General features: G+C 48.1%; 13 protein-coding genes and 5 tRNA genes. 17 read left to right on the top strand and 1 reads right to left on the bottom strand.

Going from position 1 to position 17,294, the window contains the following annotated elements; all coding sequences use genetic code 11:
• Nucleotides 1–4 precede the first annotated feature (4 nt).
• The 16 genes from FTX54_RS16665 (at nucleotide 5) to FTX54_RS16590 (ending at nucleotide 14,460) form a co-directional block, all read left to right on the top strand.
• Nucleotides 5–1,972 carry a DHH family phosphoesterase gene (locus tag FTX54_RS16665; RefSeq protein WP_147802542.1) on the top strand — a complete coding sequence of 656 codons (1,968 nt, stop codon included), beginning with the start codon at nucleotides 5–7 and terminating at the stop codon, nucleotides 1,970–1,972.
• Complete coding sequence (rplI, locus tag FTX54_RS16660) at nucleotides 1,972–2,415, top strand: 50S ribosomal protein L9 (RefSeq protein WP_147802543.1); 444 nt, start codon at nucleotides 1,972–1,974, stop codon at nucleotides 2,413–2,415. Before FTX54_RS16665 ends, rplI begins: the two co-directional genes overlap by 1 nt.
• Before the next feature lie 30 nt (nucleotides 2,416–2,445).
• Nucleotides 2,446–3,810: a replicative DNA helicase gene (gene dnaB, locus FTX54_RS16655; RefSeq protein WP_147802544.1), complete on the top strand. Its 1,365-nt coding sequence runs from the start codon at nucleotides 2,446–2,448 to the stop codon at nucleotides 3,808–3,810.
• A gap of 333 nt (nucleotides 3,811–4,143) precedes the next feature.
• On the top strand, nucleotides 4,144–5,430 hold the full coding sequence (locus FTX54_RS16650; RefSeq protein WP_147802545.1) for an adenylosuccinate synthase: 1,287 nt from the start codon (nucleotides 4,144–4,146) through the stop codon (nucleotides 5,428–5,430).
• A 252-nt stretch (nucleotides 5,431–5,682) separates the two neighbouring features.
• A tRNA-Glu gene (locus FTX54_RS16645) sits at nucleotides 5,683–5,757 on the top strand.
• Nucleotides 5,758–5,843: 86 nt separating this feature from the next.
• A tRNA-Met gene (locus FTX54_RS16640) sits at nucleotides 5,844–5,920 on the top strand.
• Between the two features lie 29 nt (nucleotides 5,921–5,949).
• Nucleotides 5,950–6,025: transfer RNA gene (locus tag FTX54_RS16635), tRNA-Asp, on the top strand.
• Nucleotides 6,026–6,046: 21 nt separating this feature from the next.
• A tRNA-Phe gene (locus FTX54_RS16630) sits at nucleotides 6,047–6,122 on the top strand.
• A gap of 9 nt (nucleotides 6,123–6,131) precedes the next feature.
• Nucleotides 6,132–6,207, top strand: a tRNA-Thr gene (locus FTX54_RS16625).
• Nucleotides 6,208–6,818: 611 nt separating this feature from the next.
• Nucleotides 6,819–7,526 carry a response regulator YycF gene (yycF, locus tag FTX54_RS16620; protein WP_147802546.1) on the top strand — a complete coding sequence of 236 codons (708 nt, stop codon included), beginning with the start codon at nucleotides 6,819–6,821 and terminating at the stop codon, nucleotides 7,524–7,526.
• A 3-nt stretch (nucleotides 7,527–7,529) separates the two neighbouring features.
• On the top strand, nucleotides 7,530–9,365 hold the full coding sequence (gene walK, locus FTX54_RS16615; RefSeq protein WP_147802547.1) for a cell wall metabolism sensor histidine kinase WalK: 1,836 nt from the start codon (nucleotides 7,530–7,532) through the stop codon (nucleotides 9,363–9,365).
• Complete coding sequence (locus FTX54_RS16610) at nucleotides 9,362–10,726, top strand: YycH family regulatory protein (protein ID WP_147802548.1); 1,365 nt, start codon at nucleotides 9,362–9,364, stop codon at nucleotides 10,724–10,726. The genes walK and FTX54_RS16610 overlap by 4 nt, the downstream gene beginning before the upstream one ends.
• On the top strand, nucleotides 10,713–11,504 hold the full coding sequence (locus FTX54_RS16605) for a two-component system regulatory protein YycI (RefSeq protein WP_147802549.1): 792 nt from the start codon (nucleotides 10,713–10,715) through the stop codon (nucleotides 11,502–11,504). The genes FTX54_RS16610 and FTX54_RS16605 overlap by 14 nt, the downstream gene beginning before the upstream one ends.
• Before the next feature lie 13 nt (nucleotides 11,505–11,517).
• Entirely contained in the window at nucleotides 11,518–12,312 is a 795-nt protein-coding gene (locus FTX54_RS16600; protein ID WP_147802550.1) for an MBL fold metallo-hydrolase, read from the top strand.
• A gap of 147 nt (nucleotides 12,313–12,459) precedes the next feature.
• Entirely contained in the window at nucleotides 12,460–13,680 is a 1,221-nt protein-coding gene (locus tag FTX54_RS16595; RefSeq protein WP_147802551.1) for a S1C family serine protease, read from the top strand.
• A gap of 609 nt (nucleotides 13,681–14,289) precedes the next feature.
• A complete protein-coding gene (locus FTX54_RS16590) occupies nucleotides 14,290–14,460 on the top strand; it encodes a CxxH/CxxC protein (protein WP_147802552.1) in 171 nt (56 codons plus the stop codon).
• 238 nt (nucleotides 14,461–14,698) lie between these two features.
• Here FTX54_RS16590 and FTX54_RS16585 read toward each other — a convergent pair whose 3' ends face one another.
• Complete coding sequence (locus tag FTX54_RS16585; protein ID WP_246125554.1) at nucleotides 14,699–16,210, bottom strand: FAD-binding domain-containing protein; 1,512 nt, start codon at nucleotides 16,208–16,210, stop codon at nucleotides 14,699–14,701.
• Between the two features lie 272 nt (nucleotides 16,211–16,482).
• Here FTX54_RS16585 and FTX54_RS16580 point away from each other — a divergent pair, with 272 nt between their 5' ends.
• The gene (locus FTX54_RS16580; RefSeq protein ID WP_147802553.1) at nucleotides 16,483–17,283 is read left to right on the top strand and encodes an alpha/beta fold hydrolase; all 801 of its coding nucleotides are present in this window, start codon (nucleotides 16,483–16,485) and stop codon (nucleotides 17,281–17,283) included.
• The last annotated feature ends 11 nt before the right edge of the window (nucleotides 17,284–17,294 follow it).

Genomic DNA, 17,294 nt, shown 5'->3' with positions numbered 1-17,294 from the left:
TAGAATGCCTAAATTCCTTATGAAACGCTGGCACGGCTACCATGTTATTCTGCTGTTTGCCATCTCAGTGCTCTTCATCGGAATACTGACTTATTACGACTGGCGTCCGGGAATTGCAGGATTCATTCTGCTTGCCGCTGCCCTGGTACTTGTGATCCGGGCACGCATCCATTTTGAGCGGGACCTGGCTGATTATATTTCCACTCTCACCTATCGGGTGAATAAGGCGGGAGAAAAAGCAGTGACCCAGATGCCTGTAGGAATGATGCTTTACAATAAAGAGCGTGAGATTCAATGGACCAATCCCTATATGCAGCAGATGATGAAACAGGATTTGACCGGCGTATCTATGGATAGAATTGCCGATGATCTGATAGAATCGGTAAATGAGAAAAAGCGCTCGTTCTTTCTCACAGTAAAAGAAGAAAACTACCGGGTGGTACATGAACCGGATGAGCGCCTTCTTTACTTTCTGAATGCGACGGAAGAGCAGGAGTTCAAAGAAAAATTTGAGCGGGAAAAAACAGTAATCGCATTTATCTATCTTGATAATTATGATGAAGTTACTTCAGGGCTGGACGACCAGCTCCGAAGCAAGCTTCTCTCCCATGTGACAGAGGCTCTCAACCGATGGTCGCAGAAGCACGAGATGCTGATCCGGCGTACTTCTTCTGATCGCTTCATCGCTGTTTTTAATGAATCGACGCTTGAAGCCCTGGAAGCAGGACGTTTTACGCTGCTTGACGAGGTGCGTGAGATTACTTACGAGGAAAAAGTCGCTCTTACTCTGAGTATCGGCATCGGAAGCGGGGAGCCTTCCCTGCGTGAACTTGGCTCACTTGCCCAGTCCAGTCTTGACCTTGCGCTCGGACGCGGCGGCGATCAGGTTGCTATTAAAGAAAAGAACGGGAAAGTCCGGTTTTACGGAGGGAAATCCAACGCGACAGAAAAACGTACCCGCGTAAGAGCGAGAGTGATTTCCCATGCGGTAAGGGACTTTATCCGTGAGAGCAGCAAAGTGTATATTATGGGACACAAAAATCCGGATATGGATTCTATCGGAGCAGCGATCGGCATGCTTAAAATCGCCGAAGCAAACGGCAAAGAAGGATATATTATTCTCGATCCCGACGATGTGAATCAGAGTGTCAGAAAGCTTTTAAAAGAAGTGGAACAGCAGCGGGAACTGTGGGCACGCTTTATTTCCCCGGATGAAGCCCGGGAGGAAGTCACAGAAGATACGCTTCTGCTCGTCGTCGATACGCATAAGCCGAAGCTCGTTCAGGAGCCGAAGCTGCTTGATAAAGTCGAACGGACGATTGTTATCGACCATCACCGCCGAGGGGAAGACTTTATCAGTGATGCCGTGCTCGTTTATATGGAGCCGTACGCCTCTTCCACGGCCGAGCTTGTCACCGAACTTCTTGAATATCAGCCGCGCCAGCCGCAGGTCAATACGCTTGAAGCGACGGCGCTGCTTGCAGGGATCATTGTCGATACGAAAAGCTTTGCAATCCGCACCGGCTCGCGTACTTTTGATGCTGCTTCCTATCTTCGCGGCCGGGGAGCGGATACGACGCTCGTTCAGAAGCTCCTTAAAGAAGATCTGGATCACTATGTGAAGCGGTCGAAACTGATTGAACAGGCGCATATTTACTCCGGCGGCATGGCGATTGCCCGCGGCTATGCGGATGAAACCTACGGTCAGGTGCTGATCGCCCAGGCAGCAGATACGCTGCTGACGATGAATGATGTCATTGCTTCTTTCGTTATTTCAAAAATCGAAGACGGGAGGCTGAGCATCAGTGCCCGATCGCTCGGGGACGTCAACGTTCAGATTATTATGGAAAAAATGAACGGAGGCGGCCATTTAACGAATGCCGCGACCCAGCTTGAAGATATAACAGAGGAAGAAGCAGAAGAACTGCTGAAAGAAAAAATCGATGAGTATTTCAAAGGAGGACAATCATAATGAAAGTCATCTTTTTGAAGGATGTAAAAGGAAAAGGGAAAAAAGGCGAATTGAAAGACGTACCGGACGGCTATGCACGAAACTATCTGCTTAAAAATCAGCTTGCTGAAGAAGCAAATAAAGGCAATCTGAAAGCTTTTGAAAAGAAGAAAGAAAACGAAGAGCGCCAGGCGGAAGAGGAATTAAAGCAGGCGGAGAAAATGAAAGAGGAACTGGAGAGCAAACCTGTGGAACTGTCGGCCAAAGCAGGAGACGGAGGACGTCTTTTCGGAGCAGTGACGAACAAGCAGGTAGCGGAACAACTGAGGAAAGACAACTACAAAATTGATAAACGTAAAATTGAAATGAAAGAACCTATCCGTACGCTCGGCTACACGAACGTTAATGTGAAACTCCATCCAAAAGTAACAGCTGTAATTAAAGTACACGTGCAGGAAGCGTAACGGGGAGAACCGGGAAATGAGGGGACCACAATGAACGAACTGTTCACGGACCGGACACCACCCCAGAATATTGAAGCGGAGCAGGCAGTGCTTGGCGCGGTCTTTCTTGAAGGACAGGCGCTTATCACTGCTTCCGAGCGTTTAATGCCGGAAGATTTCTACCGGATGGCGCACAGCCGCATTTTCGAAGTCATGCTCGATCTTTCGGAAAAAGGGGAACCGGTCGATCTTGTCACGATGATCGACGAACTGCATGCAAAAAACTGGCTTGAAGAAGTCGGAGGCGTTGCCTACCTTGGTGATCTGGCAAATGCTGTCCCGACAGCCGCCAACGTCCAGTACTATGCGCAGATAGTCGAAGAGAAATCTTTACTCCGCCGGCTCATCCGCGTAGCTACGAGTATTGCCACTGAAAGTTATGCAGCAGAGGATGAAGTTGACCTTATCGTCAACGAAGCGGAAAAATCTATTCTGGAAGTTTCCAGAAAGCAGTCTTCCGGAGAGTTTATTGAAATCAAGGATGTTCTGATCGAAGCATTTGATAAAATTGAACTGCTTCAGCATACTGCAGGTGAAGTAACCGGTATTCCAACAGGATTCCAGGAACTTGACCGGATTACCGCCGGTTTTCAGAAGAGCGACCTCGTCATCGTTGCTGCCCGACCGTCGGTTGGTAAGACAGCTTTTGCTTTAAATATTTCGCAGAACGTGGCTACCAAAACAGACGAAAACGTGGCGATTTTCAGTCTCGAAATGGGAGCGGACCAGCTCGTCATGCGTATGCTCTGTGCAGAAGGAAATATCGACGCCCAGCGGCTTCGTACCGGAAAGCTGGAAGATGAAGACTGGCAGCGCCTGACGATGGCGATGGGCAGCCTTTCCAAGGCGGGCATTTATATCGATGATACCCCCGGGATCAAAGTAAAAGATATCCGGTCCAAATGCCGCAAGCTCAAGCAGGAGCAGGGGCTCGGCATGATCATGATTGACTATCTGCAGCTTATTCAGGGCGACGCCCGCTCGAGTGAAGGCCGTCAGCAGGAAGTATCAGAAATCTCCCGGGAACTGAAAGGACTTGCCCGGGAGCTGGAAGTGCCGGTCATTGCCCTTTCCCAGCTTTCCCGGGGAGTAGAGTCCCGTCAGGATAAGCGGCCGATGATGTCGGATATCCGGGAATCCGGAAGTATTGAGCAGGATGCCGATATCGTTGCCTTCCTTTATCGGGACGACTACTACGATCAGGAATCAGAGAAAAAGGATATTATCGAAATTATTATCGCCAAGCAGCGTAACGGTCCGGTAGGTACTGTGGAGCTCGCTTTTGTGAAGGAACATAATAAATTCGTCAATCTGGAACGGCGCTACGATGAGGATAATATTCCTCCCGGCGCCTGATGAAGAGAGGGTGTCTCAAAGCTTTACAGAGACACTCTTTTTTCTGCATGTTTCGCTTAGAGAGTATCCTCCGGAAAGCAACCTTGGAAGGCGAAAAAGCAGGCAAAGGAAGAAAGATACAGAAAAAAGCTTTTTCAACAGCCTGTCGACGTATACAAGCTGAATTTCTGCTCTTATACTAACTTTGTGGCAAAAGGAAATAAACGAACAATATTATAGTAATCTTTGCCAACGTTCGGTAATTATATTGACTGTACCTTCTGGAACTGGTAAAATGGCGTTGGTTCAAATGAAGAACGAATATAGCACGAAATAGTTGGAGGTGCTCAATCGATGCCATCGGTTGTTGTAGTAGGAACGCAGTGGGGAGACGAAGGAAAAGGAAAAATCACGGACTACCTTTCGGAAAAAGCAGAAATGATTGCCCGCTATCAGGGGGGCAACAACGCAGGTCACACGATTGTATTTAACGATACGACTTATAAGCTGCACCTGATTCCATCCGGAATTTTTTACAGTGACAAAATGTGTGTGATTGGAAACGGTATGGTTATTGATCCAAAAGCCCTCGTGGAGGAGCTTAAATACTTACATGATAGAAACGTAGACACGAGCAACCTGCGCATCAGCAACCGGGCTCACGTGATTCTGCCTTACCACCTGAAGCTTGATGCTATGGAAGAAGAAAGCAAAGGGGCGAACAAAATCGGGACGACCCGCAAAGGCATCGGACCAGCTTATATGGATAAAGCTGCTCGGACAGGAATCCGCATTGTGGATCTTCTCGACCGGGAGACGTTTGAAGAAAAGCTGGAAGTGAACCTTTATGAGAAAAATCGTGTGTTTGAACGTATTTACGAAACAGAAGGATTCACAAAGGAAGAAATTTTAAACGAATACTTTGAATACGGCCAGCAGATTCAAAAGTATGTGGCAGATACTTCTGTCATATTAAACGATGGGCTCGATGAAGGCCGCCGTGTCCTTTTTGAAGGCGCGCAGGGCGTTATGCTTGATATCGATCAGGGAACGTATCCTTTTGTAACGTCTTCGAACCCAATTGCAGGCGGCGTGACGATCGGTTCCGGTGTTGGTCCTTCCAAGATTGATCACGTGGTCGGAGTTTCCAAAGCGTATACTACCCGTGTCGGCGATGGCCCGTTCCCAACAGAACTACATGACGAAACCGGCGACACGATCCGCGAAGTCGGCAATGAGTACGGAACAACAACAGGCCGTGCCCGCCGTGTCGGCTGGTTCGACAGTGTTGTCGTGCGGCACGCCCGCAGGGTAAGCGGAATTACCGACCTCTCCTTGAATTCCATTGATGTTCTGACCGGAATAAAGACACTGAAAATCTGTGTCGCTTACAAATACCGCGGAGAAATCGTGGAAGAGTTTCCAGCCAGCCTGAAAATGCTTGCTGAGTGTGAGCCGGTCTATGAAGAAATGCCTGGATGGGATGAAGATATTACCGGCGCGCGCTCCCTGCACGAGCTGCCGAGAAACGCGATTTATTATATCGAGCGAATTTCCCAGCTGACAGGAATTCCGCTGTCGATTTTCTCAGTCGGCCCCGACCGCAAACAGACAAACCTTGTCCGCGGGGTATTCGGATAAAATAATCACCGCATCTACAGGCCTTCCCGACCACAGTGGCTGGGAAGGCTTTTTCTATAGGCAGAAAGGAACGTCCTTGTTTCCTTTAGCTTCTAAGTGACAGGAAAAGGCAGGAGGAGTATAATGTTTTTGCTGTCTGAAGAAGGCCAGGCAGAGAAAAGTGAAAAATCTTCAGCTTTTGTGAAAAACTATTGCAGAAACATAAATTAGGTGTTAGTATAATATTTGTCGTCAAAAACGATTTGTGTCTGCGGCCCGTTGGTCAAGTGGTTAAGACACCGCCCTTTCACGGCGGTAACACGGGTTCGAATCCCGTACGGGTCACCATTTAAAATTTCTTATTGACTTCCTGATAAAGAATGCGTATAATTAATTTTGTTGCAGTAATTCTGTAAAGCACATATTTTTAATGCCGCGGGGTGGAGCAGTCTGGTAGCTCGTTGGGCTCATAACCCAAAGGTCGATGGTTCAAATCCATCCCCCGCAACCAATTTACATAACTAACAGTTCGTATAGAGTGGTCCCGTGGTGTAGCGGTTAACATGCCTGCCTGTCACGCAGGAGATCGCGGGTTCGATTCCCGTCGGGACCGCCACTTTTTTTTGTAAAAAACAGCGGCTCGGTAGCTCAGTCGGTAGAGCAACGGACTGAAAATCCGTGTGTCGGCGGTTCGATTCCGTCCCGAGCCACCATGTTAGTCTGCTGGCCTAGCTCAATTGGTAGAGCAACTGACTTGTAATCAGTAGGTTGGGGGTTCAAGTCCTCTGGCCAGCACCACGCAAACCTATCCGCTTATAAAGCAGGATAGTTTTTTTGTATAGAAAAAACTTTTTCTCCTTCTGAATAGTTCAGATAATGTCGACTAAATCTAAAATTCAAGTTCATTTCTCATTTGAATGAATTTCATAATAGAAGTCAATCCTGGAAAAAACGAATGAGACAGATGGCCTCCGCTGAAGCCGGCCCGCCCGGAAAGCGCCCCCATGGAAACGAAGGAGCACGCTTATCACTTAACTACTTTATTTTCAAGGCAGCCTGCTGAAAAGAAGTTTTTGTCGGTACACTGAAACGCTTGGAGAAAATTCCAAGCGTTTTCCTTATTTTCTAATTGTTATTTAATAAAATCTTTTTTACTCCATCTCATTTCGGATAAACTCTATAATATGCCGTTCTTCAGGTGAAGAATAAGGCTGCGTTCACCTGAAGTCCCCGTAAGCTGCTATTTTACGGAAAAAACAGTTTCATGAAGTGTCTGCTTAGTCCAGATCTGGCTTTTTTATAGGTCGTTTCTTCAAAGCTTACGGTTATTGAATAGGAAATTCCGCATATCCGCACTATTGTGATAGAATATAGGAGGAGTAATGGTGACATCTACAGGAGGGTTATCCATGGATAAACAGAAAATTTTAGTCGTTGATGACGAAAAGCCAATTGCAGATATATTGAAATTCGGTCTTGAAAAAGAAGGCTTTGATGTTGTCGTTGCCTACGATGGCAACGAAGCAGTAGAACTCGTGAAAGAGCACGTACCGAGTTTGATTCTGCTTGATATTATGCTGCCTTACATGGACGGTATGGAAGTATGCCGTGAAGTAAGAAAAACGTACGACATGCCTATCATTATGCTGACGGCAAAAGATTCGGAGATAGATAAAGTGCTCGGCCTTGAACTCGGGGCCGATGATTACGTCACCAAACCGTTCAGTACGAGAGAGCTTGTCGCCCGTGTGAAAGCCAACCTGCGCCGTAAGCAGAAAACAGCAGAGAGCGGCTCAGAAACGAAGAATATTGAAATCGGACCGCTGCTTATTCAGCCGGACGCTTATCTCGTTACGAGAAGAGGCGAACCGGTGGATTTGACGCACAGGGAATTCGAACTGGTGCATTATCTTGCCCGGCACTCCGGCCAGGTCATGACGAGGGAACACCTGCTGCAGGCTGTCTGGGGCTACGATTATTTTGGTGACGTACGGACCGTCGACGTGACGGTGCGCCGTCTGCGTGAAAAAGTAGAAGATAACCCAAGCAGTCCGGCATGGATCGTCACCCGCCGCGGAGTGGGATATTACTTACGCCAAGCGGAGCAGGAGAGTTAAAGGATGAAAAAGATTCGCTTTCATAAATCGATCCACGTTAAAATCGTGGCGATTTATGTCCTACTTATCTTAATAGCGATGCAGGTCATCGGGGTTTACTTTACACAGCAGCTTGAAGGGGAACTGGAAAGTAATTTCCGCGATACGCTGCACGAAAGAGCCGGCCTGCTTGCCTATAACGTCGAGCAGGAAATAACGGCTGATCCGGAAGATGAAGAGCAGAGTCTGGAAGCACGGGTCGCTTCGATTTTACGGAGCGACGTTTTCAGTATGGAAAATGCAGATGTGCAGATTATCGATCAGAATAGTACGGTACTTACAGCAACGAATCCGACCCAGAATCGTTTCGTCGGGCAGCGTACTACCGATCTGCGGGTGAAGCAGGCGCTGCTCGGAATGGAAGACCGGGAAGGGGACATCCAGCTTAACCCGGTGAACAACCACCGGACGCTCGTTATGGCGATGCCGGTGGAAGCAGACAGTCAGGAAGTAGTCGGGGCGATTTACATTGAAGCTTCGATGGAGGACATTTACAGCCAGATGCAGGATATTAACCAGATCCTCTTCGCCGGAACGTCCATCGCCCTCGTACTGACAGCCGCTCTAGGTATTTTTCTTTCCCGGACGATTACAAGGCCGATTGTGGATATGAAAAAACAGGCTGTCGTAATGGGGGAAGGAGACTTTTCCCGCTATGTTCACGTCTATGGTGATGATGAAATCGGCCAGCTTGCAGAGACGTTTAACGACCTGACAGATAAGCTTCAGGAAGCGAACGCTACGACAGAAGGAGAGCGGCGCAAGCTCGCTTCTGTATTGATGCACATGACAGACGGCGTTATTGCCACAGATAAAAGGGGCCGCGTGATTCTCGTGAACCACCGTGCTGAAGAAATCCTTGACCGCGAGCAGCAGGAAATGGTCGGTCAGCAGATGACGAGAATTCTCAGCCTTGATAAATTCATGAAGCTCGACGATCTGTATCGTTTCCAGGATCCGCTTCTGCTCGATTTTGATACGGAAGATGAAGAAATGGTGATCGAAGCGAACTTCTCGACCATCACGAAAGATACAGGAGAAGAAAATGGTGTTATTGCCGTACTTCATGATGTGACAGAACAGGAGCGGGTGGAGGAAGAGCGCCGGGAATTTGTGGCGAACGTTTCCCATGAACTCCGCACTCCGCTTACGTCGATGAAAAGCTATTTGGAAGCTCTTTCCGACGGCGCCCTGCATGATCCGGAAATTGCCCCTCAGTTTCTTAACGTAACTGCCAACGAAACGGACCGCATGATCCGTCTTGTAAACGACCTGCTGCAGCTGTCGAAGATGGACAGTAAAGATTCAAATATGAGCTTTCAGGACATCCATGCACCGCAGCTCATCAATCACGTGATCGACCGCTTTGAAATGACGACAAAAAATCAGGATATCCAGTTTAAAAGGAAACTTCCGGATGAACCGATTACGATTCAGGGGGACCGGGATAAGCTGATGCAGCTGCTCGATAATATTGTTTCCAATTCGGTGAAGTATTCACCAGAAGGGGGCACGATCAATGTTTCCCTGAAAGTGGAGAAAGAGCGGATCGTGGTCAGTGTGAAAGACGAAGGCGTCGGCATTCCTAAAGAAAATATTGAGCATGTTTTTGACCGTTTTTACCGCGTGGATAAAGCCCGTGCGAGAAATCTGGGAGGCACCGGCCTCGGCCTTGCCATTGCCAGAGAAATTGCTACGGCTCACGGAGGAAATATCTGGGTCAGCAGTGACTGGGGTAAAGGAACAACCTTCTCCTTCAGCCTGCCATACGTGCAGCAGGAGGCGGTGGTGGAACAATGACCATTAAAGAGCATATAAAAACAGCTTTTCTGTGGATAATGATTATTTCCAGCGTCGTCCTTACGTGGATGCTGTGGACGTATCAGCCTGCTTACGATGAACTTTCGGAAACGGAGGACTCCTATATTGAAATTGAAGATATCGGGGAATCAAAATCGTTTACAGACCTGCTCTATCCCTCCACGGTGATTTCCCATCAGGAGGATGAGGAATACTGGGTGCACCCTTCAGACGAAAATTATGGAGAAATGCTTGAAGCAATGGAAGACATCGTTCTGGAAAGCATGAGGCCTACTGGAAGCGTTCACGCTCCGAACATGGAGCAGTCCTTCGTCGGCCTGGAACTGATTTTTGACGAAGAGCTTAATGGAGAATGGATGCAGTACTTTTTTGACATTCAGGAAGAAAACATTCTCGTTGAAAATGTGGACCGGATCGTCGTAGCAGAATCGGAAAACGAAGATGACTCCGATGTGGTCGTGCGCTTTGTTGATATGGACGCCGAGGAAGTTTTTGAAGCGGAGACTTCGGTGTCCCTTTCCCAGCTGGAATTATTTAATCAGGGAAACGCGGCGGAACGTTCAGAAGTCGAACGTCACCTGTTTACCGAGAGGGAAGACAGCGATTTTCAGCCTGTCTTGTATATCCCGGAAGAAGCAGTAACAAAAAGAATGTATACGTATGAAACAACCGATATTTCGCCGGATGGGTTTATTCAAACGCTGTTCAGTGACCCTGATTACGTAAAGCAGTACTTCCAGGAAGGGGAGGACAGCTCCTATACGGATGGCACGAGGATGATGGACATGACAAATGGAGGGTCCATTTTAAACTACGTACAGCCGGACGTAAGCGGAACTTCCCAGATCAGCGAAGAATCGGTCATACGCACAGCGCAGAATTTCGTCAACAGTCATTACGGATGGACGGATGAATTCTATGCGACATCATGGAGTGAGTCAGGGGTTAATCACAGTGCTGAATTCACTCTGCATCTGGAAGGCATGGAAATTATGGAGGTAAACTCCGGGAGCAGTGCCCACCGGCAGATACAGCTTACCCGGTCCGGTACGGAAATCATTGAATATACCCGGCCGATGTTTCAGCTTGACGAAAATCCGTTTGATATTGACACAGAGTTGGAACTTCCTCCTTATTCAGAAATAGAAGAGCATATTGATGCAGAAGAAGCGTTTACCGCCGACAGTGTGGAAAATGCCAAAATCGCTTATTATATGAACCGCCAGAATTCCTTTGTCGTATTTGAACCTTCCTGGTTCGTCTATTCCCAGGGACAGTGGCACCGGGTGACTCTGCCGGACATGCCTGAGCAGGAGGTGCTGACACGTGGATTGGAGTAAAACGAAAACGATTTTTATTGTTACCTTTATGCTGCTGAATATTTTCCTTGCCTATCAGCTTTCGGAAAAACAGGATCAGGATCGGATGAGCCAGGTTGCTATGCCCGAGCTGGAATCGAGAATCGATGATCAGAATATCGAAATTGAAATCAGTGACAGCAGCCTGAATCAGGACGTATCCGGAGGACCAATTACGGGTATGCACCGTACATTCCAAAATGTTTTCCTGGAGCAGACGCTCGAAGGCCAGCAGGCGGAACTTCTTGATGAAACAAGAATCTACTCGGAAATTGACTCTCCCTTCAGTCTTGTTCCGGCAAACCTTGAAGCAAGTATGGAAGGCTTTTTGGAGCAGTATATATTCCGGGGGGAAGAATACGAGGTAGCCGCCTTCAATGAAGAAGAGGGTACTGTCGGTTTGTATCAGACGTTTGAAGAACAAAAGATCGATGAATACGAACGGGAAAATTTTCATCTGGAGCTGCAGCTCAATGACGATAATGAAGTGGTATCATATGAACAGACGTACATGTCGATTGTAGAACAGGCGGAAGAACAGGAGCTTCTCACACCGCTTGAAGTAATCGATATTCTGCTCGACGACACCTCCGCAGGAATCGGTACGGAAGCTACGGTAATGGGTGCCGAGCTCGGCTATTACAATCTGCTGGAAGTCGATGCAAATTTCCAGATTTTCGCTCCGGTCTGGCGGGTTACAATAGACGAGGAAGACTATTTTGTTAATGCGATGACCGGAGAAGTACAGACAATTGGTTAAAGGAGGAGCCTGCATGAGTTTAAAGTTCAGCGTGCTCGCAAGCGGCAGCACAGGAAATGCAATCTACATCGAGACCCCGTCGCAGCGGCTCCTCGTTGATGCAGGACTGTCAGGAAAAAAAATCGAGAAGCTGGCGGGAGAAATTTCTCTTGATCTGCACAGCCTCGACGGCATACTCGTCAGCCACGAACACAGTGATCATATTAAAGGAGCCGGTATTCTCGCCAGAAGGTACAGCCTCCCTCTCTATGCCAATGAAAAAACGTGGCAGGCGATGGAGACGTTAATCGGTGCTGTGCCGGAAGAGCAGAAGTTTTTATGGGCAAATGAAAAGCTGCAGACGTTTGGAGATATGGATATAGAAAGCTTCAGCGTATCACATGACGCAGCGGATCCGATGTTTTTTTCCTTCATGTATGAAGGGAAAAAACTGACCATTTTAACGGATACCGGTTATGTCAGTGAACGAATGCTTGGAGCCGCTGAGGAAGCGGATGTGCTTATTTTTGAATCCAATCATGATGTTGGAATGCTGCGGATGGGGCGCTACCCCTGGAACGTCAAGCGCCGTATTCTCGGTGATGAGGGACATGTTTCCAATGAAGATGCCGGCATGGCACTCGCTGATATTGTCCGCAGGAAAAAAGCGGACGTGTATCTTGCCCATTTAAGCAAGGATAATAACATGAAAGACCTCGCCCGCATGACAGTTCAGCAGACACTGGAAATGGAAGGTGTCGCTGCAGGAGAGGACTATCGGCTGTTTGATACGGATCCGGATCGTCCGACTGTTTTGAGAGAGGTATAAATTACGGAAAACCTTCCGCTTATTTTGGAAAATTATCGAAGTTGAATCATTTAAATAGACGCTGCTGTATTTATTTCATAAAATAGGCATATGGCGTTATAAATTCGACTTATTTCGATGTTTTCCATTACAGGGGAGGTTTTTTTAATGGGATATTATGATCAAACAGACAGAAAAAAAAGCGGAAGCCGTCCGGGCATTTTCGGTTTTATAGGAGCGGTGCTCGGAGGACTGCTCGTCGTATTTGCTATACCGGTGTTATCAGACAGTGGTTTTTTACCGTACGATGTCAGCCCTTCAGGGAGCGGAGAGAATACGGAGGAGACCTCAGAGCAGGAAGCAGAGCAGGAGATCGAATCTGTCAGCCTGGAAACGACTTCTGATGTCACGGAAGCAGTGGACCGGGTCTCGGATGCGGTTGTTGGGATCGTTAACATGAACGTCGGCGGTACCGGCGCTTTCGGAGGTCCTGAAGGCGGAGGAGAAGGCACCGGCTCCGGCATTATCTATAAAATTGAAGAAGACCGTGCTTTTGTTGTAACGAACCAGCATGTCATTGACGGGGCTGCTGAAGGAAATACAGATGTGGATGTAACGATGACGGACGGCTCGCGCGTGCCCGCTGAGTTTGTCGGAGAAGATGTTCTGACTGATCTGGCTGTCCTTACCATCGATGCAGAGGGCATTGAGACGATTGCCGATTTCGGTAATTCCGGGACGCTGCGCTCCGGAGAACCGGCTATTGCTATTGGTAACCCGCTGGCTTTTGAAGGGTCTGTGACTCTGGGAATTATCAGCGCTACAGAACGAAGCATTCCTGTAGACCTGAGCGGCAACGGCCAGCCGGACTGGGAAGCGGAAGTTCTGCAGACAGATGCAGCCATTAACCCAGGCAACAGCGGCGGCGCTCTCGTTAACATTCAGGGAGAAGTCGTCGGTATTAATTCGATGAAAATTGCCCAGCAGGCAGTGGAAGGGATCGGCTTTTCCATTCCGACAGAAATCGCAATGCCTGTAATCGAAGATCTGGAGCAGTACGGTGAAGTGCAGCGTCCGCAGATGGGAATTGCCCTTCGCTCCCTGCAGGAAATCCCTTCCGATCACTGGCAGAATACTCTTGGTCTGCCGGAAGATGTGAAAGGCGGGGTTTATGTTGAAGGAGTGGAGCCCGGTTCGCCGGCTGAAGAAGGCGGTCTTCAGGAAGATGACGTTATAGTAGAGCTTGAAGATACTGAAATCAGCGATGCACATGACCTTCGGCGCTTCCTGTATTCGGAAGTCGGTATCGGTGATGAGATGGAAGTAACCTTTTACCGTGACGGGGAGCTGCAGACAACTTCCATTGTTCTTGCAGAGGAAGTATTTTAATCATATAAACGATATAACGTTCAGATGTACCGAAGCTGGGAAAACTGCCATGAAAGATTTATTCAGGCAGCCTTCCCGGCTTTTTTTATTCGGCTACCTTGAAAATAAAGTAGAAAATCGGTGAACGTGCGCTTTCGTTTCCATGGGGACGCTTTCCGGGCGGGCCGGCTTCAGCTAATCCCGTCCTCCCTGCGGTCGTGCGGAGTGGGGCTCGTCCTTGATCGCCCCGGAGTCGCCCCATGGGCCCTCCAGCTTACGGTAAAAAGACGGGGCAGCATCTGCCTCCTCTTAAAAAACCCTTCTCGAACAATATTGATTCTACCTTTATAGAGGGAAAGGCCGTTTTCATGCTTCATAGTGCAAAAATATTAGCATGGGTGTCTCTGTTAAAGACTGTGTTAACTGCAGCTTATTGAATGAAGATTACTTTTTCAGTGTAAGCCTGTTGAGTTGCAGCGAAGTGACTCCATGGAACGGAAGATAAAGTTCAGCTGTTTTAGTTATCCCCATAATAACTGTCTGCAAGAAAGTTGATTGTGATATACTGTCCACAGCCAATAAGTAATGAGAAATCTTATCCACAGTGGATAACTTTGAAGGAGAGATAGCATGGTTTACAGCTGTAAGGAACATATTGAAGAAGCATTGGAAGAAGTACTCGAGGACGGTGCACCGCCTCCGGAACTCGATTTAATCAACGCTGCTCAAGCGGCAGAACAGGTCTGCTTTATCTGCGGGGAACGTGCGGAGTATAACGTCAATGAAGGAAAAACCTCCTAGTTTACCCACAAAGTTATACACAGTCATCCACAGGGTTTGTGGAAACTTATAAGCAGAAGTTTATAATACGAACAAAATAAAAAATGAGTTGCTTGAAAAATCATATTCTCCAATAAAAAGGGAACATACTATAACGCTACATGCCCTGTGTATATGTGGATAGTTTTTGTGGATAACTTTATGACCCGGGGATAACCTGTGGGGAAGCTGCGCTATAACACTTATCAACAGGGTAAAACTAAGAGAAATCATCCTCTTCGAATAGAGACAGCTGCTTAAATGCAGGCTTGTCTCTTTTTTTTCTGTTTTCCGTCCGGCGGACCGAATGCTTTGCAAACTGTTTCTCAGTCTGTTTTTCACCTTCTTCCGACTGCTTAACCGACCAGAGAACTTCCCTTGCACGTCGGTTTGCTTTCAATACATCAACGACCGGTCCTGGATAGCTGCTGTAGAAGAAAGCCGGATCTTTCCACGGCTCATGAATGAAGGTATCCGAAACGTGTTCCAGCTCTTTTACATATCTGCGGATAAAACGGCCTTCCGGATCATGATCCTTTCCCTGTTTAACTGGATTATAAATGCGGATCGTATTAAATCCGGTCGTTCCGGCCTGCATCTGCATCTGACTGAAATGAATTCCCGGTTCATAATCCAGAAACAACTTCGCGAGATCATCTGCGGGTCTTTTCCAGTCGAGCAGCAGAGTATTACAGACGAAAGACACGAGCATCGCCCGGGAGCGGAAATTGATCCAGCCGGTACGGTGCAGGCTGCGCATTGAAGCATCAATCAAGGGAATGCCGGTTGTGCCGGTGAGCCATTTTTGGTAAAGCTCTTCGTCCCATGCTGTGCGCACGCTGTCGAAAGCACGATTCATATTCTCAAGAGCAAGACGGGGCTCATCCTCCAGACGCTGAATAAAATGACAGTGCCAGTGCAGACGGGAAAGAAACTGGTCCAGCTGGCTGCTTTCATAGGAGGAAGCAGAGCTTCTTCTATGAAGCGTCTGCTGGTAGACGCTCCGCAGTGAAATATTTCCCCATGCGAGATAAGGTGAGAGGCGGCTGCAGGAAGTCGACGAAGCGAGCGGTTTGGAGATATGTTTTTGATAATGAACAAAGCGGCTGTTTAAAAAAGAGTCAAGCGCAGCATCGGCCTGGCTCATCCCTCCTTCCTGCCCATAGCGGAGCAGTTCACCAGGAACTTCCACACGGGTAAGAGGAGAAAGAGAAGCTTTCACATTTCCGGGCAGCTGATTGGGAGAGGGTGGAGGCAGACGGCCGGGTACGGGCAGAATAGACTGCTGCATAAAATTCTTCCACCGCTCCGGGAAATCACTGCGTTTCCCGAGTCCACGGGTGACACCGAAGGGAGGATATTCATAAAAACCAAGCTGACGGGTCTTCATCCATTTCCGGACACTCCGGTCACGTGAAAAGGTATGCGGAGTGCCATGCTCCTCATGCGCATAGAGCGAAAAAGCACCGGCGGCCTGGTAAATAAATTCAAGTATGGGCTCCATTTCTCCGACTGCTGTGTAAAGTTCTCCTCCGATCTTTCTCACTTCCTGCTGGAGCTCGCTTAAGCTTTCATATACGAAACGGGCGTGCCGTTTGGAAAGGTCGCCCGCCTGCCATATACTCGGTTCCATGACGTAGAGAAGCAGCACCGGCCCTCCCTGCTTCACTGCTTCTGTGAGCGGCCGGTGATCCCCCAGCCGTAAATCCCGTTTAAACCAGACTACCTGCACGATCGCCACACTCCTTTCCGGGTTCTTTATACGTATGATGTACCCTTTTTAGTGAAATGGCTAACAGGCTTGACTGGAGACAATGACCAGCTGCCCGCTGACAGCGAAAGAGCATGGCCGGAATATCATGGTTGAGGCGATAGTTCCGATTTCCGCAGCCGGCTTAAAGTATGGAAAAGACCGTTCAGCAGTTTTAAAGACGGCCGATGTTTAAAGACACCCGTAAATGGAAATAGATTGTACAGATAGAAGAGCGAAAGGAGATTTTTACTATGGCACACCAACTGCAGATGCAGGATGACGTAAAATTATTTGTAGAGGATATCGGAGAAGGAAAACCGATCGTTTTTATTCACGGCTGGCCCCTTAACCAGGAAATGTTCCAGTATCAGAAAGAGGAGCTGTCTGCACGCGGCTACCGTTATATCGGTATTGATCTGCGGGGCTATGGTCAGTCTGACAAGCCGAAAACGTCTTATTCCTATGATGAAATGGCACAGGATGTAAAACAGGTCATTCATCAGCTCGATCTTGATTCCTATTATCTTGCCGGCTTTTCCATGGGCGGAGCGATTGCGATCCGTTTCGCTTCCACCTACGCAGACGAAAAGCTGGAACGCCTGATTCTGCTCGGAGCAGCAGCACCGAGCTTCATGAAGCGCCAGGGATACGAAATGGGGATGGAAGAAGAAGACGTGGAACAGCTGAAGCATGCGATTGAAGATAACCGCGAGCAGGCACTGAAGGAATTCGGTAAGAACTTCTTTGCAACAGACGTGCCGCAGGACGTAGCAGATAAGCAGCTGCGAATGGGTCTTGAAGCGTCCGAGTATGCAACGCTCGCCTCCCTGGAAGCTCTGCGTGACGAAGATCTCCGCGATGAAGTATACAACATTAACGTACGTACGACGGTCATGCACGGAAAGAAAGATGAGATCTGCGAATTCGGTTTTGCAGAAGAACTGGAACGCACAATTCCGAACGTGGAACTGATTCCTTTTGAAGAAAGCGGTCACGGTCTGATCTACGACGAGAGACAAAAATTAAACGAGGAACTTTTAAAGCTTATTTAAGCACCGAAAAG

Origin of the sequence: Alkalicoccus halolimnae, from assembly GCF_008014775.2 — a bacterium.
Lineage (GTDB): Bacteria > Bacillota > Bacilli > Bacillales > Salisediminibacteriaceae > Alkalicoccus > Alkalicoccus halolimnae.
Note: the sequence above shows the minus strand (reverse complement) of the source record. Positions and strands in the feature narration are given on the sequence as shown.

Coding starts and splice junctions, on each gene's coding strand:
- FTX54_RS16665 (WP_147802542.1), top strand. CDS start 5: ATGCCTAAATTCCTTATGAAACGCTGGCACGGCTACCATGTTATTCTG.
- rplI (WP_147802543.1), top strand. CDS start 1,972: ATGAAAGTCATCTTTTTGAAGGATGTAAAAGGAAAAGGGAAAAAAGGC.
- dnaB (WP_147802544.1), top strand. CDS start 2,446: ATGAACGAACTGTTCACGGACCGGACACCACCCCAGAATATTGAAGCG.
- FTX54_RS16650 (WP_147802545.1), top strand. CDS start 4,144: ATGCCATCGGTTGTTGTAGTAGGAACGCAGTGGGGAGACGAAGGAAAA.
- yycF (WP_147802546.1), top strand. CDS start 6,819: ATGGATAAACAGAAAATTTTAGTCGTTGATGACGAAAAGCCAATTGCA.
- walK (WP_147802547.1), top strand. CDS start 7,530: ATGAAAAAGATTCGCTTTCATAAATCGATCCACGTTAAAATCGTGGCG.
- FTX54_RS16610 (WP_147802548.1), top strand. CDS start 9,362: ATGACCATTAAAGAGCATATAAAAACAGCTTTTCTGTGGATAATGATT.
- FTX54_RS16600 (WP_147802550.1), top strand. CDS start 11,518: ATGAGTTTAAAGTTCAGCGTGCTCGCAAGCGGCAGCACAGGAAATGCA.
- FTX54_RS16595 (WP_147802551.1), top strand. CDS start 12,460: ATGGGATATTATGATCAAACAGACAGAAAAAAAAGCGGAAGCCGTCCG.
- FTX54_RS16590 (WP_147802552.1), top strand. CDS start 14,290: ATGGTTTACAGCTGTAAGGAACATATTGAAGAAGCATTGGAAGAAGTA.
- FTX54_RS16580 (WP_147802553.1), top strand. CDS start 16,483: ATGGCACACCAACTGCAGATGCAGGATGACGTAAAATTATTTGTAGAG.